Annotated in this window: 16 protein-coding genes and 1 other RNA gene; 6 read left to right on the top strand and 11 right to left on the bottom strand. The window is 71.6% G+C overall.

Annotated elements, in window-relative coordinates; translation table 11 throughout:
• Positions 1-66 precede the first annotated feature (66 nt).
• The 6 genes from ACFVQ0_RS33365 to ftsE form a co-directional block, all read right to left on the bottom strand.
• A complete protein-coding gene (locus ACFVQ0_RS33365) occupies positions 67-762 on the bottom strand; it encodes a hypothetical protein (RefSeq protein WP_390092918.1) in 696 nt (231 codons plus the stop codon).
• A gap of 314 nt (positions 763-1,076) precedes the next feature.
• Positions 1,077-1,464, bottom strand: a transfer-messenger RNA (tmRNA) gene (ssrA, locus tag ACFVQ0_RS33360).
• A gap of 121 nt (positions 1,465-1,585) precedes the next feature.
• Complete coding sequence (smpB, locus tag ACFVQ0_RS33355; RefSeq protein ID WP_311305408.1) at positions 1,586-2,074, bottom strand: SsrA-binding protein SmpB; 489 nt, start codon at positions 2,072-2,074, stop codon at positions 1,586-1,588.
• An 18-nt stretch (positions 2,075-2,092) separates the two neighbouring features.
• Positions 2,093-3,280: a S41 family peptidase gene (locus ACFVQ0_RS33350; protein ID WP_390092917.1), complete on the bottom strand. Its 1,188-nt coding sequence runs from the start codon at positions 3,278-3,280 to the stop codon at positions 2,093-2,095.
• 67 nt (positions 3,281-3,347) lie between these two features.
• On the bottom strand, positions 3,348-4,265 hold the full coding sequence (ftsX, locus tag ACFVQ0_RS33345) for a permease-like cell division protein FtsX (protein WP_024489198.1): 918 nt from the start codon (positions 4,263-4,265) through the stop codon (positions 3,348-3,350).
• A gap of 23 nt (positions 4,266-4,288) precedes the next feature.
• Positions 4,289-4,978 carry a cell division ATP-binding protein FtsE gene (gene ftsE, locus ACFVQ0_RS33340; protein ID WP_390092916.1) on the bottom strand — a complete coding sequence of 230 codons (690 nt, stop codon included), beginning with the start codon at positions 4,976-4,978 and terminating at the stop codon, positions 4,289-4,291.
• Positions 4,979-5,237: 259 nt separating this feature from the next.
• Here ftsE and ACFVQ0_RS33335 point away from each other — a divergent pair, with 259 nt between their 5' ends.
• Positions 5,238-5,441, top strand: a complete 204-nt coding sequence (locus ACFVQ0_RS33335) for a hypothetical protein (RefSeq protein WP_390092915.1) — start codon at positions 5,238-5,240, stop codon at positions 5,439-5,441.
• Positions 5,442-5,654: 213 nt separating this feature from the next.
• Here the strand turns inward: ACFVQ0_RS33335 and ACFVQ0_RS33330 are convergent, their stop codons facing one another.
• From ACFVQ0_RS33330 to ACFVQ0_RS33315, 4 genes are all read right to left on the bottom strand, one after another.
• Positions 5,655-6,449, bottom strand: coding sequence for an LPXTG cell wall anchor domain-containing protein (locus ACFVQ0_RS33330; RefSeq protein WP_390092914.1), 795 nt, complete (start codon positions 6,447-6,449; stop codon positions 5,655-5,657).
• A 345-nt stretch (positions 6,450-6,794) separates the two neighbouring features.
• Positions 6,795-7,901 (bottom strand): peptide chain release factor 2, encoded by a 1,107-nt coding sequence (gene prfB / locus ACFVQ0_RS33325; RefSeq protein ID WP_390092913.1) that lies wholly within the window; start codon positions 7,899-7,901, stop codon positions 6,795-6,797.
• A gap of 91 nt (positions 7,902-7,992) precedes the next feature.
• A complete protein-coding gene (locus ACFVQ0_RS33320; RefSeq protein WP_390092912.1) occupies positions 7,993-9,243 on the bottom strand; it encodes a serine/threonine-protein kinase in 1,251 nt (416 codons plus the stop codon).
• 204 nt (positions 9,244-9,447) lie between these two features.
• On the bottom strand, positions 9,448-11,079 hold the full coding sequence (locus ACFVQ0_RS33315; RefSeq protein ID WP_390092911.1) for a protein kinase: 1,632 nt from the start codon (positions 11,077-11,079) through the stop codon (positions 9,448-9,450).
• 502 nt (positions 11,080-11,581) lie between these two features.
• Between ACFVQ0_RS33315 and ACFVQ0_RS33310 the strand changes: the two genes are divergently transcribed.
• The 5 genes from ACFVQ0_RS33310 (at position 11,582) to ACFVQ0_RS33290 (ending at position 21,576) form a co-directional block, all read left to right on the top strand.
• The gene (locus ACFVQ0_RS33310) at positions 11,582-15,127 is read left to right on the top strand and encodes an FHA domain-containing protein (RefSeq protein ID WP_390092910.1); all 3,546 of its coding nucleotides are present in this window, start codon (positions 11,582-11,584) and stop codon (positions 15,125-15,127) included.
• Between the two features lie 227 nt (positions 15,128-15,354).
• Positions 15,355-16,725 carry an ABC transporter substrate-binding protein gene (locus tag ACFVQ0_RS33305; protein WP_390092909.1) on the top strand — a complete coding sequence of 457 codons (1,371 nt, stop codon included), beginning with the start codon at positions 15,355-15,357 and terminating at the stop codon, positions 16,723-16,725.
• 4 nt (positions 16,726-16,729) lie between these two features.
• Positions 16,730-18,154, top strand: coding sequence for a carbohydrate ABC transporter permease (locus ACFVQ0_RS33300; RefSeq protein ID WP_390092908.1), 1,425 nt, complete (start codon positions 16,730-16,732; stop codon positions 18,152-18,154).
• Complete coding sequence (locus tag ACFVQ0_RS33295) at positions 18,151-19,074, top strand: carbohydrate ABC transporter permease (RefSeq protein WP_390092907.1); 924 nt, start codon at positions 18,151-18,153, stop codon at positions 19,072-19,074. The genes ACFVQ0_RS33300 and ACFVQ0_RS33295 overlap by 4 nt, the downstream gene beginning before the upstream one ends.
• A 330-nt stretch (positions 19,075-19,404) precedes the next feature.
• Positions 19,405-21,576, top strand: coding sequence for a CDP-glycerol glycerophosphotransferase family protein (locus tag ACFVQ0_RS33290; protein WP_390092906.1), 2,172 nt, complete (start codon positions 19,405-19,407; stop codon positions 21,574-21,576).
• Between the two features lie 66 nt (positions 21,577-21,642).
• On the opposite strand, the gene ACFVQ0_RS33285 is transcribed toward ACFVQ0_RS33290, so the two are convergent.
• On the bottom strand, positions 21,643-22,017 hold the full coding sequence (locus tag ACFVQ0_RS33285; RefSeq protein ID WP_390092905.1) for a hypothetical protein: 375 nt from the start codon (positions 22,015-22,017) through the stop codon (positions 21,643-21,645).
• Positions 22,018-22,040: the final 23 nt, after the last annotated feature.

The raw sequence follows: 22,040 nt of genomic DNA, 5'->3' as shown, positions 1-22,040 counted from the left end.
GGGAAGCCTGCGCCGCCGGGTCTGCTTCTTGCGGTTGTGCCTGCCCCGTGTGACGGGGGTGGTCATTTAGTTGGCGCCTTCTTGCTCTTCCACAGGAGGGTCGGCGGACTCGGCGGGGGGCGGCGTCGTCGTGGTGTCCGACGGCTCCGTCTCCGGCTCCGCGGGAGGCGCCCCGGTGTCGGCGGCAGGCGGCGTCGATGCCGGGGTGCCGGCGGACGACGCGGTGCCCCCACCACCGGTGGTGGCCGCTGAGCGGTCCCCGACCGGTACGACGGCGGGGGGCGCGGAGGGGCCGGTGCCGGCGGCCGGGGAGCCGGCCGCGGCGGAGCTGCCCGGCGGTACGGGGGCGCTGTTTCCGGCCATGGGCGCGGACGGCGAGGTGCCGGCCGTCGCGCCCGGCGAAGCGGAGGCGTCCGCGCTCCCGACCGGCGCGGACGGCGGCACCTGGACCTCGTCCGCGTTCCGGTGCTCCTCCTGACCGGAGAGCGGCAGGAACGGGGCGCTGGAGTTGCCGCCGAGGACGGTGCCGACGAGCGTCGCCGCGAAGCAGACGCAGACCGCCGCGATCACCCAGCCGAACCGCCGGAACGTTTTACTCCGGCGCCCGCTCTCGTCGACGAAGACGGGGCCCTCCGAGCCTTCCGGAGCGCCGGGTTCCGGCAGCAGTTCGGAGAGCTGGCGTCCCAGACCGTCAAGTTGGATGGTGACTTCGTTCGGCTCGTGTGTGTGCCCCGCACGGGCACCTTCACGCCAAGTTTCCACTGTTGTACGCACTTCCCCCACTCAGGAACGGGTGCGCGCAACTGACCGGTTATACGCCGCCGGACCGGGCCCCCACCCTGTCCACGCGCCCCCACCACAGTGCACCCGGACGACGAATGTAGCGCACGCCGAGGACGCCGCGACCCTACTGTCCGGTGTTGTTCATCATGAGTGGTACATCTGTTCCACCTCGCACGCCGCCGCACGCCGGGACGCGCGCCCCCGCGCACCGGGCATGGCCTGCGGGCCTGTCGGCAGACAGAAAAACGAGGACCCCGTTGCCGGTGGCAACGGGGTCCTCGTTCACATGGGAATTGTGGAGATGGCGGGAATCGAACCCGCGTCCAACGGTGCGGAATCAGGGCTTCTCCGAGTGCAGTTCGCTGCGCTTTTCTCGGCCCCGGAGGTCACGCGAACAAGCCTCCGACAGGCCCAGTCACTGTTTGATTTCCTTCAGGGCCCCGTGACCGGGCCTAGAAGTTTAGATCCCTTAATGATGCCAGGATCCGGGTCGGGATCACCCCCGGGCTGACACTCCGCAGAGTCTTCGCTTAGCTGCTAATTAGGCAGCGAGGGCGAAGGCGGAGGAATCGCGCTTGGAATTGGCGATTATTGGTTGCGACATATGGTTAACGAGATCATTGCCGCTTCCTCGACTCGCTTCCCCTGCTTCGACATCCGCTGTCGAAACCGATCATCCCCATGTTGATTTTTCAAAGGTGGTACACACCCCGTGGGGTGCAGTGCCATCGTACGTGACCAACGTGCGCCGATGCCAGCGTATTCCTGGCGGGCCGGCCGCCGGCCCGCCGTGACCGCCCGGTCAGGCGGCCCGCTGGCGGCGGCGGGCCGCCGAGATCGCCCGGTTCGTCTCCCTGGTGTCCTGCTTCTCGCGCAGCGTCTGCCGCTTGTCGTACTCCTTCTTGCCCTTCGCCAGCGCGATCTCGACCTTGACCCGGCCGCTGCGGAAGTACAGGGCGAGCGGCACGATCGTGTGCCCGGTCTCCTGCGCCTTCGACTCCAGCTTGTCGATCTCGGCCCGGTGCATCAGCAGCTTGCGCTTGCGCTTGGCGGAGTGGTTGGTCCAGGTGCCCTGGACGTACTCGGGGACGTGGATGTTGTGCAGCCACGCCTCGCCGCCGTCGATCTGCACGAAGCCGTCCACCAGGGAGGCCCGGCCCATGCGCAGCGATTTGACCTCGGTCCCCATGAGCACGAGGCCGCACTCGTAGGTGTCGAGGATGGTGTAGTCGTGGCGCGCCTTCTTGTTCTGCGCGATGATCTTGCGCTCTGGGTCCTTTTCCTTAGCCATAGTGCGGCCATTTTCGCACTACGACCCACCCCCGAGGCCACTCAATACCGTCTCGGCCCGCTTCTGGGCCCCCGAGCTCACCGCGAGGTCCGGTGTGATGCCCCGGTCGTCGACGCTGCGGCCCGCCGGGGTGCGGTAGTGGCCCACGGTCAGCTCGGCCACCGCACCGCCCGCGAGCTTGCTCGGCATCTGGACGGAGCCCTTGCCGAAGGTGCGCGATCCGACCGTGACGGCCCGCCCCCGGTCCTGCAGCGCGCCGGTCAGCAGCTCGGCCGCGCTCATCGTGCCGCCGTCTATGAGGACGACGACGGGGCGCTCGGTGTCGCCCCCCGCGTCCGCGTACAGGGCGCGCTGCTCCCCGTGCACGTCGTAGGTGGCGACGAGGCCGCCGTCGAGGAAGGCGGAGGCGGCGGTGACGGCCTCCGTGACCAGCCCACCGGAGTTGCCGCGCAGGTCCAGCAGCACCCCGGCGCCCGCCGGTGCCTTCCGGACGGCGTCACGGACCCGGGTTCCGGAACCCTTGGTGAACGAGCCGACCTCGATCAGTACGGCCGCGCCGGAATCGGGCCGCTGTGGACCGAGCCGCCGCACGGTGACCGCCTCCGTGGTGAGCCGGGCCCGGCGCAGCGTCTGCGTCCGGCTGACGGAACCCCGCTGCATCCCGAGCACCACGGTGCTCCCCTCGGCCGCGCCCTTGCGGTCACCGCGCAGCAGGGCCACCACGTCGGAGACCGGGCGCCGGTCGACCCGGCTGCCGTCGACCGTGCGGATCAGGTCGCCCGCGCGGACACCGGCCCGGTCCGCGGGGCTGCCCGGCTGGACCCGGGCGACCGCGACCAGCCCGTCGGCGGAGCGTCTGGCGGCGATCCCGACGCCCGTGTACGAGCCGTCGAGGGCCCGCTCGAACTCCTGGTACTCCCGCTCGTCGTAGACCGCGCCCCAGCGGTCCCCGCTGCGGCTGACGACCTCCTCGGCGGCTTCCGTACCGGACTTGCCGTCCGCCACCGCGTCGGCCGCGGCGTCGGCCACCGCGTCGCGGTCCGCGACGGAGGCGACGGGCCGGGTCTCCGCGTCCCGGCTCCGCCCGTCGCCGCGGGGCAGCGAACCGGTGGCGGCGCCGGTGGCGAGCACACTCGCGAAAACCAATGTCAGGGCGGCCCCGCGGCAGAGGCCGCGGGGCCCTGCGCGGTGCACGGGGCCGGACATGGCGCCTAGCCTAGGACAAGGCTCCGGGGCGCACGGGCCGTTGGCCGCGCGCCCCGGGAGGCGATCGTCATACCTTGAGGTACTTGCGCAGCGCGAAGAGTGCGGCAACAGCGGGCATCAGCAGGCCGATCGCCAGTACCAGCGGAAGCTTGGTGAGCACCGCGTCCCAGCCGATGAAGTCGATCAGGTTCAGCTTGTCCTGGAGCGCGAGGCCGCCGTCGATCAGGAAATAGCGCCCGGCCAGCAGCATGACGCAGGCCAGCACGCCGCCGATCAGGCCGGCGAACGCGGCCTCCATGATGAACGGCATCTGGATGTAGAACCCGGAGGCGCCGACGAGCCGCATGATGCCCGTCTCCCGCCGTCGGCTGAACGCGGACACCCGGACGGTGTTCACGATCAGCATCAGCGCGATGACCAGCATCAGCGCCATCACGAACAGCGCGGCGACGTTCATGCCGTTCATCAGCCCGAAGAGGTTGTCCAGGATGCTTCTCTGGTCCTGGACCGACTGCACCCCGTTACGTCCGGCGAACGCGGTGGCGACGACCTTGTACTTCGTCGGGTCGTGCAGCTTGACGCGGAAGGACTCCGGCATCTGGTCCGGCGTGATGTTGCCGGCCATCGGGGAGTCGCCGAACTCCTCCTGGTAGTGCTTGTACGCCTCGTCGGACGATTCGTACGTCACCGTCTCGACGACGTCCATCTTCTTGAGATCGCCCTCGATCTCCTTCTTCTGCTGCGCGGTGACAGCGCCCTTGGCGCACTGGACCACCGTCTCCGCGTCACCCTTGCCGCAGAGGTAGATGGAGACGTTGACCTTGTCGTACCAGTAGTCCTTCATCGTGCTGACCTGCTCGCGCATGAGCAGCGCGCCGCCGAACAGGGCAAGCGAGAGGGCGACGGAGACGACGACGGCGAAGGTCATCGTGAGGTTGCGACGGAGGCCGACGCCGATCTCCGACAGGACGAACTGGGCGCGCATGGCGTCCTTTCAGTACTCGGTGCTCAGTGCTGGTAGCCGTAGACGCCGCGCGCCTGGTCGCGTACGAGACGGCCCTGCTCAAGCTCGATGACGCGTTTACGCATCTGGTCGACGATGTTCTGGTCATGGGTCGCCATGATCACGGTGGTGCCGGTCCGGTTGATCCGGTCCAGCAGCTTCATGATGCCGACGGAGGTCTGCGGGTCGAGGTTGCCGGTCGGCTCGTCCGCGATCAGCATCATGGGCCGGTTCACGAAGGCCCGCGCGATCGCCACGCGCTGCTGCTCGCCACCGGAGAGCTCGCCGGGCATCCGTTCCTCCTTCCCGCCGAGACCGACGAGGTCGAGGACCTGCGGGACCGCCTTGCGGATCTCGCCGCGCGGTTTGCCGATCACTTCCTGGGCGAACGCCACGTTCTCCGCGACGGTCTTGTTGGGAAGCAGCCGGAAGTCCTGGAATACGGTGCCCAACTGGCGCCGCATGTGCGGCACCTTCCAGTTGGACATGCGCGCGAGGTCCTTGCCCAGGACGTGGACCATGCCCTGGCTGGCGCGCTCCTCGCGGAGGATGAGTCGCATGAAGGTGGACTTGCCGGAGCCGGATGAGCCCACCAGGAAGACGAACTCGCCCTTCTCGATATCGAGAGACACATCCCGTAGAGCGGGACGGCTCTGCTTGGGGTAGGTCTTGGAGACGTTGTCGAATCGGATCACGGATGCACCACGGTCGGCCGGGAGTAGGTGAGCGTGACCATACGCGAACCCGACTCACGCGTGCAGGCGCGCGTACCGGGATGGGTGATTTATGCCGGAACGCAGGCGAACGCGAACCGGGACCTTCCGTTACCTGTACGGCGGGCCGCGCCGAAATCCTCGCGAGCTGGCACAGTGGTAGGGGGAACGGTCGCGTTTCCGTGAGCGTTGTGCGGAGAGATGGCTTGTGCGGCTCCGCCGCGCGGGAGGAGGAAAGCGCATGACCTATGACCGATTGGTGTGCGCGAACTGTGCGGCGCCCGTGGCCGAGGGCCGCTGCCCCGTCTGCCGGGCCAGCCGCGCGCGGCTGGAGCAGCAGGGACAGGGCCAGGGCCCCTTCGGCGGGATGAGCCCCATGATGCTGATCGCCCTGCTGGTGGTGCTGCTGTGCGCCCTGGCGCTGCTCGCGCACCAGGCGGCGTGACCGAGAGCGACCACCTCGTTACCTGAACACCCCCGAAGGCCGGGACGCCCTCTGCGAGCGGTTGCCGCAGGGTACGACGGCCCGTGGGGCCGATTCCGTGGGGACCCGCGCAGAGAGGGCCCTCAGGGGCGGGGAAGGCCGTACACGCACTGGGACCCGGTCCGCCGAGGCGGACCGGGTCCCAGTGGTCGTTCAGGTGCCGCTACCGGGCCGTCAGGCGGCCGTGCGGCCGTTCACCAGGCGCGGGAGGATCCGGAAGCCGATGCCTCCGGCGATCATCGTCGCGGCACCGACGAGCAGGAACGTGGTCTCGGCCGCACCGGTCTCGGCGAGCTCGTCCTTGCCCTTGCCCTGCTCGGCCGGCTGGTTGCCGACCGAGTCGGTGTCGGTGTTGTCGGCGCACTCGGCACCGTTCAGGTCGACGGTGCAGTCGCTGCCGCTACCGCCGTCGGTCGCGGAGCCGGAGCCGCCGGTCGTCTGGCCGCCACCGGCCGCGGCACCGCCGCCGGAGGTGTTGCCGCCACCGTTGGAGTCGCCACCGCCGACAGCCGCGTCGCCACCACCAGCGGCGTCACCGCCACCAGCAGTCGCGTCGCCGCCACCTGCGGCAGCATCGCCACCACCCGCGGCGTCGTCACCACCAGCGGCAGCGTCACCGCCACCAGCAGCGTCGTCACCACCAGCAGCCGCATCGCCACCACCAGCAGCGTCGTCACCACCAGCAGCCGCGTCACCGCCACCGGCCACGTCCGCGCCACCGGCGACATCCGCGCCACCCGCGACATCGGCGCCACCGGCCGCGTCGCCACCGCCGGCAGCGGCGTCACCGCCACCGTCCTCCTCGCCGGCGATGCCGATGTTCACGACATCGTTGTTGGCCGCGTCGTTGACGCCGATGTCGACGATCCCGACGGCCTGCGCCGCACCCGCGGCGGTGAGCGAGGCGCCTGCGGCAATGACCGCACCCGCGGCTATCCGCGCGACGCGTACTCGCGTCTTCTTCGTCATGTGCTGCTACCCCCAGTAGCTGTTCTCGTCAATGGAGCAGCCATATGCGGGGCCACGGCCCTGCGGGGTTTGCTCCGAGCGTCGGCCGACGTCGTACCGCGGCCCTGCCGCCCGCCCCCGATCACACCCGTCCCAGACATACGCATGCTGCTCCAGCAGCCTGTCCAGAGTTAAGGACTACGTCAAGGCCGATCCACGCAATGTGCGGCGTTTTGGAGCCAATTGACCTTCATTCGGCATCAGGACTGTGACGCACTCACCACGTCGCCCCCAACTGCCGTTCCGGAAAGCGAAGGAGCCCGGACGGCGGTCGCCGTCCGGGCTCAACTGCTTCAAAAGCGCAGGCTACTTCTCGTTCTGCTTGCGCCAGCGGATACCGGCCTCGACGAATCCGTCGATCTCGCCGTTGAAGACCGCCTCGGGGTTGCCCATCTCGAACTCCGTACGCAGGTCCTTGACCATCTGGTACGGGTGCAGGACGTACGAACGCATCTGGTTGCCCCAGGAGTTGCCGCCGTCGCCCTTGAGGGCGTTCATCTTGGCCTGCTCCTCCTGGCGGCGGCGCTCAAGGAGCTTCGCCTGGAGGACGTTCATCGCGGACGCCTTGTTCTGGATCTGCGAGCGCTCGTTCTGGCAGGAGACGACGATGCCGGTCGGCAGGTGGGTCAGCCGGACCGCGGAGTCCGTGGTGTTGACGCCCTGGCCGCCGGGGCCGGAGGAGCGGTAGACGTCGATGCGGAGCTCGGACTCGTCGATCTCGACGTGGTCCGTCTGCTCGACGACCGGCAGCACCTCGACGCCCGCGAAGGACGTCTGGCGGCGGCCCTGGTTGTCGAAGGGCGAGATCCGGACGAGCCGGTGGGTGCCCTGCTCGACGGAGAGCGTGCCGTAGGCGTACGGCACCTCCACGGCGAAGGTGGTCGACTTGATGCCGGCCTCTTCGGCGTACGCCGTCTCGTAGACCTCGGTCTTGTAGTTGTGCCGCTCGGCCCAGCGCAGGTACATGCGCTGGAGCTTCTCCGCGAAGTCCGCCGCGTCGACGCCGCCGGCCTCGGCCCGGATGGTGACCAGGGCCTCCCGCGCGTCGTACTCCCCGGACAGGAGGGTGCGGACCTCCATCTCGTCGAGCGCCTTCTTCACGGAGGCCAGCTCGGACTCGGCCTCCGCGAGCGCGTCGGCGTCGCCCTCGTCCTCGGCGAGCTCGAAGAGAACTTCGAGATCGTCGATGCGGCCCCGCAGGGCCTCCGTCTTTCGGACCTCGGCCTGCATGTGCGAAAGCTTGCTGGTGATCTTCTGCGCCGCCTCCGGGTCATCCCAGAGAGACGGCGCCGCCGCCTGCTCCTCAAGCGCGGCGATGTCCGCCCTCAGCGCATCCAGGTCCAGGACGGCCTCGATCGACCCCATGGTCGAGGAGAGGGACTTCAGCTCTTCGGAAATATCGACGACTGCCACGGGTCCAGCGTAACGGCTGTCGGCGCGGACGTTCCTCGGGCCGCGTGATCGCGGCCCGCCGCCCCCTCGTTCTCAGGGGTGCCGGAGGCTCTCAGGGGGTGCCGGGGGCGGAGCTGCCGGTGTCCTGCGGGGTCGCGCCCGCGTCGTCACCGCTCATCGCCAGCCAGCCGCCGACACCGAGTCCGGCGACGAGTATCAGCGCCGCCGCGCCCAGGGTGAGGCGGCGCTTGCGGATGGCCGCCGACTTGTTGCGCGCGGAGCCGGGCCGGGGGCGGCCGGGGGCGCGCGGGGCGCGGGCGGTGCCCCGGGGGCCGCCGGAGAGCTCGTCGGGGGCCGGAACGCGCATGCTCGTGTGGGTGTCCCGGTTGGAGTCCGGTGACGAGCCGGGGACCAGCGGCACCGCGCCCCGGCGGCGGGGTTCCTCTGCCGCCGGGGTGTACTGCTGCTCGTCGTAGCTCTGCCCGTGCGGCTGGGGCTCCGGTTCGTCGTCCGGCTCGTCCACGTCCAGCGGCGGGATACCGGCGAGCTGCGGGAGCTGTTCGCGCAGCCGGGCCGCCAGCTCGGAGGCGCGCAGCCGGGAGGCGGGGGCCTTGGCCAGGCACTGGACCAGCAGCTGCCAGAGCTCGTCCGGGATGCCGGGGAGCGGGACGACGGTCTCGGTGACATGGCGGCGCAGTACGGCGCCGGGGTGGCCGCCGCCGAAGGGCGTGAAGCCCGCGAGGAGCTCGTACAGCACCGTCGCGAGGGCGTAGATGTCGACGGCGGCGCGCGGCGGGAGGCCCTCGACGATCTCCGGGGCCAGGTAGTCGGGCGTCCCGATGATCTTCGTGGCCTTGGTGCGGCGCGGGGTGTCGATCAGCTTGGCCACACCGAAGTCGGTGAGCAGCGCGGGGTGGGAGTTGCCGGGGCCGAGCGGGCCCTCCATGTCGAGCAGGATGTTCTCCGGCTTGACGTCGCGGTGGACCACCCCGGCGGCGTGCGCGGCGGCGAGGCCGTCCGCGACGTCCGCGACGATCGCGACGGCGGCCTCCGGGGCCAGCCTGCGCTCGCGGTCGAGCCGGGTGCGCAGATCCGTGCCGCGCACCAGGTCCATGACCAGCGCCAGATCGTTGCCGTCCACCACGAGGTCGCGGACGGCGACGATGTGCGGATGGTCGAGGCCCAGCAGGGCGGTGCGCTCCTGGACGAACCGGCCGACGAGTTCCTGGTCCGACGCTAGATCCTCGCGGAGCAGTTTGATGGCGACGGGCCCTTCGGGGCCGTCGCCGAGCCACACCGTGCCGGCGCTGCCGCGCCCCAGGATCTGGTGGGCGGTGTACCGGCTGCCGATATTCCGTGCCAAGACTGCTCCCTCAGCGGCTGGCGATTGGGCCCTCGCGCAACAACCCCCGGTCGACAAAGTTACGCGGCGATCGGGGGGTTGCGTGCCCCGGATGGCACCAACCTTCACTTCTGCGTACGAATTGCCAGGGAATTGGTCCGCGGAAGTCGATATAGCTACAGAATTGACGGGGCGTCCGGCCGGATCGGCGGCGCCCCGTCCCCGTCAGTTGCCGCTGTCGCCGCCCAGCGCCGAGACCCAGTCGCTGATCTTGCCGGCGGCGTCGCTGATCGCGTGCCAGTAGCTCTGGCCCTGCCCGATCCAGTCCTTCAGCGGCGTGAGTTCCCAGATCAGCCAGCTCGCGACGACGAGCAGGACCAGCGTGAACAGGCAGCCCTTCAGGCAGCCGAGGCCGGGGATCTTCATCGGGTTGGCACTGCGCTGCCTGGGCTCGCGCGGCGCGCGCTGAGCGGGCTGCTGGGGTTGCTGCGGCTGCTGCGGCGCGTACTGCTGACGCTGCTGCTGCGGCTGGTACTGCTGCTGGGGCTGAGGCTGGTACTGCTGCTGCGGGGGGTACTGCTGCTGCCGAGGCTGCTGCTGCCGGTTCTGCGGGGGGTACTGCTGCTGTTGCTGCTGCGGCTGGCGCTGGGGGCGGCGGCGCAGCGGGTCCTGGCTCGGGTCGAGGTACTGGACCTGCGTCTGGTCGTTGCGGTCGCGGGCGGCCTGGAGCTGGGACTGCCAGGGGTGCGGCCCGTCGGGCTGGGGGGCACCCTCGGGCTGCGCCGGTACGGGCGGCATGACCGCGGTCGGGTCCGCGTGGCCGCCGCCCTGGCCGGCGTTCTGCCGCATGACGCTGGTGGCCGCGTTCGGGTCGTAAGAGCCGGCGTTGCTCGGCAGCACCTGCGTCGGGTCCGCCGCTCCGGGCGTCTCCGGGACGGCGGTGGGCGCCGGGTCGGGCGCCAGCAGGGCGGCCACCCCGTCGGCGGCGGCGATCTGCGCCGAGTTCGCGTGCACGCCGATGCCGGCGGCGACGGTGCGCAGCGCGCGGGCCAGGTTCTCGGCACTGGGCCGCCGGTCCGGGTCCTTGCTCAGACAGCGCTCTATGACGGTCCACAGCGGCGCGGGGACCGTGCTGGGGCGGCGGGGCTCCTCGCTGAGGTGCCGCTGCAGGACTTCGAGCGCGGTGCCCCCGGCGAACGGCGGGCGGCCGGTGAGCAGCTCGTACAGCAGGATTCCGGCGCCGTAGATGTCGACGGCGGAGGTCTGCGGGCGGCCCTCCGCCGACTCGGGCGCCACATAGGCCGGGGTGCCGACGAACTCGTGGGTCCGGGTCAGGCCGGGGGAGTCCGCGAGCCGGGCGATGCCGAAGTCGGTGAGCATCGGGTGCATCTGGCCGTCGCGCTCGGAGACCAGCACGTTGGCGGGCTTCAGGTCGCGGTGGACGACGCCGTCGGCGTGGCTGGCGGCGAGCGCGTCCGCGATCTGCGCGGTGAGCAGCGAGGCGGCGACCGGGGTGAGCGGGCCGTTGTCGCGCAGGTAGCGGTGCAGGTCGGGCCCGTCGATCAGGTCCATCACCAGGGCGAGGAGGTCTCCCTCCACGACCAGGTCCCGGGTGCGCACGATGTTCTCGTGGGTCAGCCGCAGCAGCACGGAGCGCTCGCGCAGGAACCGCATCACGACATCCGCGTCGTTGGCGAGCTCCTCCTTGAGGACCTTGATCGCGACGAGCTCGCCGGGCTGGCCGGTGACGGCCGCCTCCGCGCCCGCGGCCTCGCGCTGGCGGGCGCGCCAGACGGTGCCCGTGGCGCCGCGTCCCAGCGGCTCTTCGAGCAGGTACTTGCTGCCTACCGGCCGCACGTCATGCGCTCCCTGCTGATCGTGGTGCTTTGCGGTCCCCCGGATTCCCTCCAGGAGTTTCCGGCCCACTCTAGAGCCTGTCCGGGGGTGGGTGACCGGCTCCGTCCGGTTGCCGCTTTGTCCGGAATTCCCCGAGGGGGCGGGTCTCGGCGCTCCGGGGTGCGCCGGTTACGGGGGAAGACGCCCACTTCGTACGGATGGTTGCCGCACCGGGGGGGCGCGCGATCTCTCCGGGCACCGGAGCGGCCCCTGCCGGCCGTGCCGGGAACGGTCCAAGCAGGCACTTTTGTGCGCACAGCAGACCTTTCAAGATCACTTAGCGGTGACCCCCGGGCGTGTTGTCAGTGGCAGGTGCGAGGATGCCTCCAGCACGGAACTGTGGGTGCGGGAGCCCCGCGGTACGTGACGAACCTGTACCGGACGACGCGTCCGTGCCGGGTGGGGGGAATCACAGGGCTTTTCCCCTGCCGGGCACCCCGCGCAGAAGGGACCGCTGACGGCGATGCAGATCCGGCTGACCGTCCTCGCGCCGCGCAGCGGCCAGACCCCGGCGCGCGCCTGCGATGTGCTGGTCACCGCCCCCGTCGGGACGGCGCTGGCCACCGTGGCGTCCGGCCTGGCCGCGGCCGTCTCCGGGCCCGACGGCTCCCTCGGCAGCGGTGCGGTGGTGCTGTTCGCCGGGCGGGAGCGGCTCGACGCGCAGCGCAGCGCCCTCGGTGAGCCGCCCCTGGTCGACGGGGCGGTGCTCTCGCTCCAGGTCCCCGGCGAGGACGAGTCGACGGACGAGACGGTTCCGGCCCGGCTGCACGTGATCGCCGGACCGGACGCGGGCGGGGTCCACCTGCTGCACGGCGGGCAGATCCGGATCGGGCGCTCGGCAGAGGCCGATGTGCCGCTCGACGATCCGGACGTCTCGCGGCTGCACTGCGCGGTGACCGTCTCCGACGACGGCCGGGTCTCCGTGGCCGACCTGGGCTCCACCAACGGCACCTCGCTGGACGGCGCGGAGGTCCGCGACCGGCCGGTCCTGCTGCAGTCCGGTGCGCTGCTGCGGCTGGGCGAGTCGACGCTCAAGCTGACCTCGGGGGCGCGTACGCCGACGCTGGCGACTGCGCCGGACGGCGAGGGTCACCTGCGGGTGGCCGGCGCCCCGGCCGGTCACGGGGACGGTTCCGCCCACGCGTACAGCACGGCCCCGCCCCCCGGCCCCGGTACCGACGACGAAGCCGCCTTTCACGGGCACGGCCACGAACACGCCCCCGGCCACGAGCGCAGCGCGGACGACGACGGGCGCGGGCAGTCCCGGGCCCGCCCCCGGCCCGGCTCCGGGCTCCCGGGCCGCCACCCGGACGAGGAGGCGCCCCGGCGCGGCATAGGCGCCTGGGCCCGCCGGTTCGCGGGCGGCAAGGGCGATCCGGTGCACGAGAGCGCGCCCGACGAGACGCCCGCGCCGGTCCCGGCCCCCGCCACCTTCACCGCACTGCCCACCGCTCCGGAGGGCACCTGGCCCGATCCGGCCTCCGTACTGCTGACCGCGCTCGGCCCCGGCCCCCGGCTGTGGGAGCGCGACACCGCGCATCCGGAGGCGCTGGTGGTCCGGCTGGGCACCACGGAGCGGGCCGAGCTGCCGGCCGTGCCGGTGACCGTGGGGCTGCGGGAGGCGGGCTCCCTGGGGCTCGCCGGACCACGGGACCGGCTGTCCGGGCTCGCCCGCTCGGCCGTGGCCCAGCTCGCCGCCCTGCACTCCCCCGCCGATCTGGAGATCGTGCTGATCAGCACGGACCGGGCGCGCGGGCTCGACGAGCGCAGGCGCGAGTGGTCCTGGCTCGGCTGGCTGCCGCATCTGCGCCCGATGCACGGCCAGGACTGCCGGCTGCTGCTCGCGTACGACCGTGAGCAGGCCGCCGCCCGGACCACGGAGCTGGTGCGCCGGCTGGACGACGGGCCGCTGGGCCCCGGCTGGGCGAGCCTGGACCGCGCGACGGTCGCCGAGGCCGCCCGGCACTACGAGGGTCCGTTCACCGTGGTGATCGTGGACGGCGACCCCGGCTCCTCCGCGCTGCGGGAGAGCACCGCCCGGCTGGCCTCCGCGGGCGCGGCGGCGGGCATCCACCTGATCTGCCTGGCCGAGACCCCGGCCGCCACCCCCACCTCCCCGGTCGCGGCGACGTACGAAGCGGCGTGCCACGCCTCCATCGCGTTCCGGGAGTGCGGGGCCGTGGCGATGCTCAGCGGTGACGTGGCGACGGCCCTGCGGCTGCTGCGCACGGCGGGCGGCCGGGCGGCGGGCCACGGCACGGTCGCCACGGTGGACGCGGTCTCCGCGCACTGGGCGCAACGATTCGGCAGGGCGCTGGCCCCGCTGCGCGCGGAGGGCCCGTCGGGGCTGCCGGGCCGGCCGGCCGCGGTGGCGCTCCCGCCCTCCGCCCGCCTCCTGGACGAACTGGGCCTGGCCCGCGCCACCCCGGCCTCCCTGATGGCCCGCTGGGCCTCCACGGCGGAGGACCAGCCGGGTGCGACGGTGCGCGGTTCCGGCAACTGGGCGGGCGCCCGCGCTCCGGGCCCGCGCGTGGGCGCGCAGCGCACGAGCACCGAATCAACCCGCACGGACGGCCCCGGCTCGGGCCGCACCCCGTACCCGGACCGTTCCGGCGCGTACGACAGCAGCGCCTCCGGCCGCACCCCCTACCCCGACCGGTCCGGCGCGAACGACAGCACCGACTCGGCCGGGTCCGGCCGCACCCCGCATCCGCGGGTGGGCGGGCAGTGGTACGACGCGGAGGCCCGGGAGTCGCAGAGTTCGCGCACCCTGCCCGGCTCGGACACCCGCGGCTCCGACACACGCGGCTGGGACGGGTCCGCGGATGTGCGGGACAGCGACAGCCTGCGGTCCGCCGGTTCCGGGCGTACTTCCGGCCGGGTCAGCGGGCCGCGCCAGGGCGACGCCCCCCGGATCGCCACCGCGGACACCGGTGCCCGCCCGGCGGCCCGTACCGACGAGGGCGCGGCGTTCGCCGGGCGGCCCGTCGTCGTGCTCGGGGCCGGTCCCCGGGGCCCGGTGAGCGTGGATCTCGCCGACGAGGGGCCGCACCTCCTCATCGAGGGACCGGGCGGCAGCGGGCGTACCGAGCTGCTGAGGGCCGTCGCCGCGTCGCTGGCGGCCGCCGCACGGCCCGACCGGCTGGGCATCCTGCTGGTCGACGGCGCCGGGGGCGAGCGCGGCGAGAGCCTGCGCCCCTGCACCGAACTCCCGCATGTTTTCACGCACTTGGTGGCGTCGGACCCAGTGAGGATGCGGGAGTTCGCGCAGGCGCTGGGCGCCGAAGTGAAGCGACGGGCCGAGCTGCTCGGCGGGCTCGACTTCACCGAGTGGCACAGCCGTTCGGACGCGGCACGGCGTACGGCGGGCCGGCGGCCGGCCAACCCGTCCGACGGCGGGCACGGCGACGTCGACTCCCAGACGAGCGGCACCCTGCAACTGCGGCCGATGACCCGGCCACCGGAGCCGGGTCCGTCACCGCTGCCGAGGCTCGTCGTGCTGGTCGACGACTTCGACGCGCTGATCGCCCCCGCCCTGGGCAGTCCGGGCCGGCCGGCCGCCGGTTCGGTCGTCAGGGCGCTGGAGACCGTGGCCAGGGAGGGCGGCCGGCTCGGCGTCCACCTGGTCGCGACGTCCGCGCGGCCGGACCGCACCGAGGACACCGACCTGGCGCACGGGGCCCGGCTGCGGGTCGTGCTCGATCCGCCCACCGTGCCGCCCACGCCGGACGGCCCGGCGCCGGGCCGGGGCCGGCTGGGCCATCCGGACGGGCGGGTGACGCCGTTCCAGGGCGGCCGGGTCACGGGCCGCATTCCGCGTACGGCGACGCTGCGGCCCACGGTCGTACCGCTGGAGTGGGAGCGGATGGGCGACCCGCCGACCCGCCGCCCGGTGCGCGAACTGGGCAACGGGCCGACCGACCTGGCGCTGCTGGCCAGCGCGCTGGAGCGGGCGGCGCGTTCGGTCAACGCCGAGCCGCTGGCACCGCTCGCGCCCGCTCGCTCCTAGGGCGACCGGCCCGCGAAGAACCGGCCGGTCGTCCCCAATCTCCGTATACCGTCACTGACTTGACGTCACGAGCCCACAACGATCATTGAGTTGGGCCCGATTCCGGTATTGCGGCACCCGGATGCCGGGCGTAGGACTGTGCGCATACGACCGAGTGAAGAATGACCGGAACCGTCGGAGTCCGGCGGTTCCGATCGGTGCACGCGCACAGGAGAGACGGGGCAGGGATGCGCACAACGCTTCGGATTCGCAGGGCCGCCATGGTCTTCACAGCCATCGGAGCACTGGCCCTCACCGGCTGCGGCGACGACGGTGACGGCGGAAAGGGCAAGGCCGACGGGGGCGGCTCCGAGGGGGGCAAGGACAGCGCGTCGAGCGTCGTCCTGCCGAAGCTGAACGGCGAGAAGATCTCCGTGGCGGCTGTCTGGACCGGCCCGGAACAGGCCAACTTCGTCAAGGTCCTCAAGGAGTTCGAGAAGCGCACGGGGGCGACGGTCACCTTCGTCCCGGCGCAGGACCCGATCGTCAATTTCCTCGGTACGAAGATCGCGGGCGGCCAGCCGCCGGACGTCGCGATGATCCCGCAGGTAGGCGCGGTCCAGCAGGCCGTCGCCAAGAAGTGGGCGAAGCCCGCCGGGGACGCGGCGAAGGCGCAGCTGACCAAGAACTACTCCAAGGTCTGGCAGGACCTGGGCTCCGTGGACGGCACCCAGTACGGGGTGTACTTCAAGGCCGCCAACAAGTCGCTGATCTGGTACAACGCCAAGGCGTTCGAGAACGCCGGGGCGACGGAGGCGAAGACCTGGAAGGACTTCCTGGCCACGGCGGAGACGGTGTCCGCCTCGGGTGTCACCCCGGTCTCGGTCGCCGGTGCGGACGGCTGGACGCTCACCGACTGGTTCGAGAACATCTACCTCTCCCAGGCGGGCCCGGAGAAGTACGACCAGCTGGCCCAGCACAAGATCAAGTGGACGGACCCGTCCGTCAAGGACGCGCTGACCACCCTCGGGCAGCTCTTCGGCAAGCCCTCCCTGATCGCGGGCGGCGCCGACGGCGCGCTCCAGACAGAGTTCCCGGCGTCGGTCACCCAGACCTTCACCGGTGGTGACCAGCCCAAGGGCGCGATGGTCTTCGAGGCCGACTTCGTCGGCGTCAACATCCAGCAGACCAAGGCCAAGATCGGTACGGACGCCAAGGTGTTCCCGTTCCCCGCGGTCGGCGCCGATTCGCCCGTGGTGACCGGCGGGGACGCGGCGGTCGCGCTGAAGGACACCAAGGGCGCCCAGGCCCTGCTGACCTGGCTGGCCTCCGCGGACGCCGCGAAGATCGCGGCCGAGCAGGGCGGGTTCATCTCGCCCAACAAGGCCATGGACGTGGCCGCCTACCCCAACGAGGTGCAGCGCACGATCGCCAAGGCGCTGATCGCGGCCGGTGACGACGTCCGGTTCGACATGTCCGACCAGGCCCCGCAGTCGTTCGGCGGGACGCCCGGCAAGGGTGAGTGGAAGAGCCTGCAGGACTTCCTGAAGAACCCGAAGGACATCGCGGGGACCCAGGCCAAACTGGAGTCCGACGCGGCCAAGGCGTACAAGAGCTGACGGGATGACGACAGCCGCAGCGGGGGGCGCCGAAGAGGCGCCCTCCGCCGACACCGGATCCCGCGGCGGGACCTCGGTACCCGCCCCCAGAAAGCCCGGCGACGGGCAGCCGCCCGTCCGCCGGGTACCCAGCCGCAAGAGCGTGACCGGTACCCGGAGGATCATCGCGGCGCTCTTCCTGCTGCCCGCGCTGGTGCTGCTCGGCGCGCTCGTGGTCTATCCGATCGTGTACTCCGTCTACCGGTCCTTCTTCGACCAGGCGGGGACCGGATTCGCCGGACTCGACAACTACAAGGCGCTGTTCTCCGACGACACCATCCGTACCGCGATCAAGAACAACGCGATCTGGGTCGTCCTCGCACCGACCGTCTCCACCGTTCTCGGCCTGATCTTCGCCGTGCTGACCGAACGGATCCGCTGGGGAACCGCGTTCAAGCTGATCGTCTTCATGCCGATGGCCATCTCGATGCTCGCCGCGGGCATCATCTTCCGGCTGGTGTACGACCAGGCACCGGAGCGCGGGATCGCCAACGCCGTCGCGGTGGGCGTGCACGACACGTTCTCCGGCTCTACCGGCTTCCCCAAGGCGCATCCGCTGCCCGTCCACCCGCTCAAGGCGGCCGGCGGCGGGGCGTTCGTGACCAAGACGCCGGTCCGGGCCGGGGAACCGGTCCAGCTGCCCCTGGTCGGGGTGGCGCCCGCGAAGATGCCCGGCGACGCGAAGCCCGCACGGACCCCGGCGAAGGCGGACGGCGGGCAGATCACCGGCACCGCCTGGCTGGACTTCACCAAGGGCGGCGGCGGAAAGCCCAACGTCATCGACCCCTCGGAGCTCGGCCTCAAGGGCATCGAGGTCGAGGCCGTCAAGGGCGGCGAGGTAGTCGCCTCTGCCACCGCGGGCGCCGACGGCACGTTCACCCTGCCCGCCGCGGCGGACGGCGCCGAACTCCGGCTCCCCGCCTCCAACTTCAGGGAGCCGTACAACGGCGTCGACTGGCTCGGGCCGAGCCTCGTGACACCCGGCATCATCGGCAGCTACGTCTGGATGTGGGCGGGCTTCGCCATGGTGCTGATCGCGGCAGGCCTGGCGGGTCTGCCGCGTGAACTCCTCGAAGCGGCCCGGGTCGACGGCGCGAACGAGTGGCAGGTGTTCCGCCGGATCACGGTGCCGATGCTCGCCCCGGTCCTCGCGGTGGTGCTGGTGACGCTGATGATCAACGTCCTCAAGGTCTTCGACCTGGTCTTCATCATCGCGCCCGGCTCCTCGCAGGACGACGCGAACGTGCTGGCGCTCCAGCTGTACCGGTCCTCGTTCGGCACGGACGCGGACCTCGGGATCGGCAGCGCCATCGCCGTACTCCTGCTGCTGCTGGTGGTCCCGGTGATGCTCTTCAACATCAGGCGGATACGTAAGGAGGGGCGCCGATGACGGCACCCACGGCCACGGCCACGGCCGCCGGGGCGGGCGGGGCCCCGGACACCGGCACGGCGAAGGCCGGGCGGTCGCTCGGCGCCCGGATCGCGGCACGGGCCGGCGGCGGCGTGCTGCGGGTCGTCCTGGTCCTGGTGGCACTGTTCTGGCTGATGCCCACCATCGGGCTGTTCCTGTCCTCGCTGCGTAGTGCGGACAAGATCGCGGCGACCGGCTGGTGGAAGATCTTCACCACCCCGTCCGAGCTCACCTTCGACAACTACTCGCGGCTGCTGGACAATTCGACGATCACCGACTCGCTGTTCAGTACGGTGATGATCACCGTCCCGTCGACCGTTCTGGTCGTGGTGATCGGCTCGCTCGCCGGATACGCCTTCGCCTGGATGGAGTTCCCGGGCCGCGACTGGTGGTTCCTGGTCGTGGTGGGGCTGTTGGTGGTCCCGGTGCAGGTGGCGCTGATCCCGGTCTCCAAGCTCTTCGGCACGGTCGGCATCTTCGAGACGACCTTCGGTGTGATCATCTTCCACACCGCCTTCGGACTCCCGTTCGCCATCTTCCTGTTGCGCAACTTCTTCGCGGAGATCCCGCGGGAACTGCTGGAGGCGGCACGGCTCGACGGGGCGGGCGAGATCAGGCTCTTCACCCGGGTCGTGATGCCGCTGGGCGGTCCGGCAATCGCCTCGCTGGGGATCTTCCAGTTCCTCTGGGTGTGGAACGACATGCTGGTCGCACTGATCTTCGCGGACTCCGACTCGCCGCCGATCACGGTCGCACTCCAGCAGCAGGTACGGCAGTTCGGCAACAACATCGATGTGCTGGCGCCCGGCGCCTTCGTCTCGATGGTGATTCCGCTCGCGGTGTTCTTCGCCTTCCAGCGCCAGTTCGTCTCCGGCGTCATGGCGGGTGCGGTCAAGTAGCCGCCGGACATGACCCAGGTGTCCGTCAACACGGGGCAGCCCAGCAGTCACCACGGGCTGCCCCGTACGCGTGCCCGGGGGCCTCGGCCCCCGGGTCGGCTGTACCACACCCCGCGCCTCCTTGGATGTCCAAGGTTCACTTAAGGGTGTGCGTAGTATGATAAGTAGGGCCTTCATCAGCCGCGCGGCCGACCACCGCGGCCGCCCCAGCGGGGCCCCACCCTCCCCCTCCCCCGCTGTCGCACCGTTGCCCTCCCCCTGCCCGTTCTGCTGGGCACTCCGCAGTAATCTGTCTGCGCCCCAGTACGCACAGTCCGAGAAAGAGTCTGTATGCCCCGGCTGAGTGTCATCATCCCCGTCCGCCGCGCCCGAGGAAGCCTGCGCGAGTGCCTGGAGTCGGTGCTCTCGCAGTCCTTCACGGACATCGAGGTGATCGGTGTGGATGACGACGCTCCGGACGGCTCGGGGCTCGTACTGGACGAGTTCGCCGCGCTCGACAGCCGGGTCCGGGCCGTCCACCTGCCCGCGGGCGCGGGAGCCCACGGCCGGCGCAACGCCGGTGCCGAGCAGGCCACCGGGGACTACCTGCTGTTCCTGGAGGGTCACTACGTCTACCTGCCGGACGCGCTGCGGGAGATCGTGGACCGGCTGGACGCCACCGGCGACCCCGATGTGCTGGTCTTCGGCCACCGCAAGCGCCCGTTCCGGGGCAAGACCCGGGCGACCCGGTCGCTGGAGCTGCTGAGCGGCATGCCCCAGGGCCCGCACACCCTGGCCGGGCGCAACGACCTCCTGGACATCGCGCCCGTCTCCTGGAACCGGGCGGTCCGCCGCACCGTCGCCGAGCGCGAGAGCCTGGCCTTCGGCCCCGGCCCGCACGGTGAGCGCACGTACGCGCTCCTGACGCTCGCCGTCGCCGGCTCCGTCGCCACACTGGGCACCGCCTGCGTCGAGCACCGCCAGCAGCGCTACCTGCCCGGCCTGGCGGACGAGGCGGAGCCCACGGCCGGCACGACGCCGCTGGAGCTGATCGACGCCTACGGGGACCTGATGACCTCCGTGGAGGCGCGCCCGGCCCTGAGCCCCGTACGCGGACCGCTCTTCGACCGCGCCATCCAGGAGCTGCTCTCCGCGTACCCGACGGTGACCAAGCGCCGCAGGCAGTACGTCAGCGCCGTCGCCGCGTTCCACAGCGCCCACCGCCCCGACGGCTTCACCTTCCCGGGCGGCGCGAAGGGGCTCCGGCCGCAGCTGATGAGCGGCGGGAAGTACGCCGCGCTCGGCGCCCTGGACACGGCCCTGGCCACCCGCCGCGGCCTGCGCTCGGCGCCCACCACGGCACGGGCGAAGGCGAAGAAGTCGTTCACCGCGCGCTACTACAAGGCGCAGCGCAGGCTTCCGCTGGACCCGAAGCTCGCCGTCTACGCGGCCTACTGGAACCGCGGTGTGAGCTGCAACCCCGAGGCGATCTACCGCAAGGCCCAGGAGCTGGCCCCCGATGTGCACGGGGTCTGGGTGGTGTCGAAGAACCAGGTGGACTCGCTGCCGAAGGGCATCGACTACGTGGTGCCCGGCACCCGCCGCTACTGGTCGGTGCTGGCCCGCGCCACGTACTTCTTCAACAACGTCAACTTCGCCGACCACCTGGTCAAGCGCCCCGGTCAGATCCACGTGATGACGCACCACGGCACCCCGCTGAAGATCATGGGGATGGACCAGCAGAACTATCCGGCGGCCGCCCAGGGGCTCAACTTCGACCGGCTGCTCAAGCGGGTCGACCGCTGGGACTGGAGCGTCTCCGCCAACCCGCACTCCACCGAGGTGTGGTCCCGCGCCTACCCGAGCGCCGCGCGTTCGCTGGAGACGGGCTACCCGCGCAACGACGTCTTCGCGACGGCGACGCGGGAGCAGATCGACACGATCCGCGAGGGCCTCGGCATCCGGCCGGGCCAGCGCGCCCTGCTCTACGCGCCCACCCATCGCGACTACGAGGCCGGCTTCACCAGCCGTCTCGACCTGGAGCGGTTCTGCGCGGCCGTCGGCCCGGACACCGTGGTGATGGTGCGCGCGCACTACTTCTACGGCGGCGCCGGCCTCCCGGAGAACCCGCAGATCATCGACGTCAGCGAGCACCCCAGGATCGAGGACCTCTGCCTCGCGGCCGACGCGCTGATCACGGACTACTCCTCCGTGATGTTCGACTACGCGCACCTGAACCGCCCGATCGTGGTGCACGCCCCGGACTGGGAGACGTACCGCACGGTCCGCGGTGTCGTCTTCGACCTGCTGTCCGGCAAGCCCGGCGAGACCCCGGGCGCCGTCGCGACGACCACGGACGAGCTGGCGCGGGCGTTCACCGACGGCGGCTGGGACAGCCCGGCGAACGAGGCGCTGCTGAAGGCGTTCCGTGAGCGGTTCTGCCCGTACGACGACGGCCGCGCGGCCGAGCGCGTGGTGCGCCGCGTCATCCTGGGCGAGGAGCCCGCGCCCGGCACGGCCTGACCCGCCGCGCCCCGGACCGTGAGGGCCCGCCACCGGAACGCTCCGGTGGCGGGCCCTTCGCCGTGCTCAGCGCTGCTGGCCCGCCATGACGGTGGCGAGGCCGACGACCACGAGGGCGGAGCCGCCCCAGGTCCACACCGAGGTCCGCTCGTGCAGCACGGTCGCCCCGGCCCCCACGATCAGCAGGTAGCCGAGCGCGTTGAACGGGTACGCGATGGAGAGCGGCACCTTGGCCAGGGTGGACATCCAGGCGAGGGCGGAGACCGCGAAGATCACCAGGCCGACGACCACCCAGGGGCTGGTGGCGGCCCGCAGGGCGACGGAGCCGCCGTGCTCCCCGGCGGCGGCCGCGGCGCCCTTCATCCCGTGTTTGAGCATGATCTGGCCGCCCGCCGACGAGAACACGGCGAACAGCAGCAGCATCAGACTGGGAAGGGACAAGACCTTGCTCCTGACGGCGGCGG

It is taken from the genome of Streptomyces sp. NPDC057900 (assembly GCF_042887885.1).
Classification (GTDB): Bacteria; Actinomycetota; Actinomycetes; order Streptomycetales; family Streptomycetaceae; genus Streptomyces.
This window is presented reverse-complemented; position numbering and strand designations above follow the sequence as displayed.

Bases quoted from the DNA above. Each gene is read 5' to 3' on its own strand.
- smpB (WP_311305408.1), bottom strand. From the start codon at position 2,074: ATGGCTAAGGAAAAGGACCCAGAGCGCAAGATCATCGCGCAGAACAAG.
- ACFVQ0_RS33350 (WP_390092917.1), bottom strand. From the start codon at position 3,280: ATGTCCGGCCCCGTGCACCGCGCAGGGCCCCGCGGCCTCTGCCGCGGG.
- ftsX (WP_024489198.1), bottom strand. From the start codon at position 4,265: ATGCGCGCCCAGTTCGTCCTGTCGGAGATCGGCGTCGGCCTCCGTCGC.
- ACFVQ0_RS33335 (WP_390092915.1), top strand. From the start codon at position 5,238: ATGACCTATGACCGATTGGTGTGCGCGAACTGTGCGGCGCCCGTGGCC.
- ACFVQ0_RS33330 (WP_390092914.1), bottom strand. From the start codon at position 6,449: ATGACGAAGAAGACGCGAGTACGCGTCGCGCGGATAGCCGCGGGTGCG.
- ACFVQ0_RS33310 (WP_390092910.1), top strand. From the start codon at position 11,582: ATGCAGATCCGGCTGACCGTCCTCGCGCCGCGCAGCGGCCAGACCCCG.
- ACFVQ0_RS33305 (WP_390092909.1), top strand. From the start codon at position 15,355: ATGCGCACAACGCTTCGGATTCGCAGGGCCGCCATGGTCTTCACAGCC.
- ACFVQ0_RS33300 (WP_390092908.1), top strand. From the start codon at position 16,730: ATGACGACAGCCGCAGCGGGGGGCGCCGAAGAGGCGCCCTCCGCCGAC.
- ACFVQ0_RS33295 (WP_390092907.1), top strand. From the start codon at position 18,151: ATGACGGCACCCACGGCCACGGCCACGGCCGCCGGGGCGGGCGGGGCC.
- ACFVQ0_RS33290 (WP_390092906.1), top strand. From the start codon at position 19,405: ATGCCCCGGCTGAGTGTCATCATCCCCGTCCGCCGCGCCCGAGGAAGC.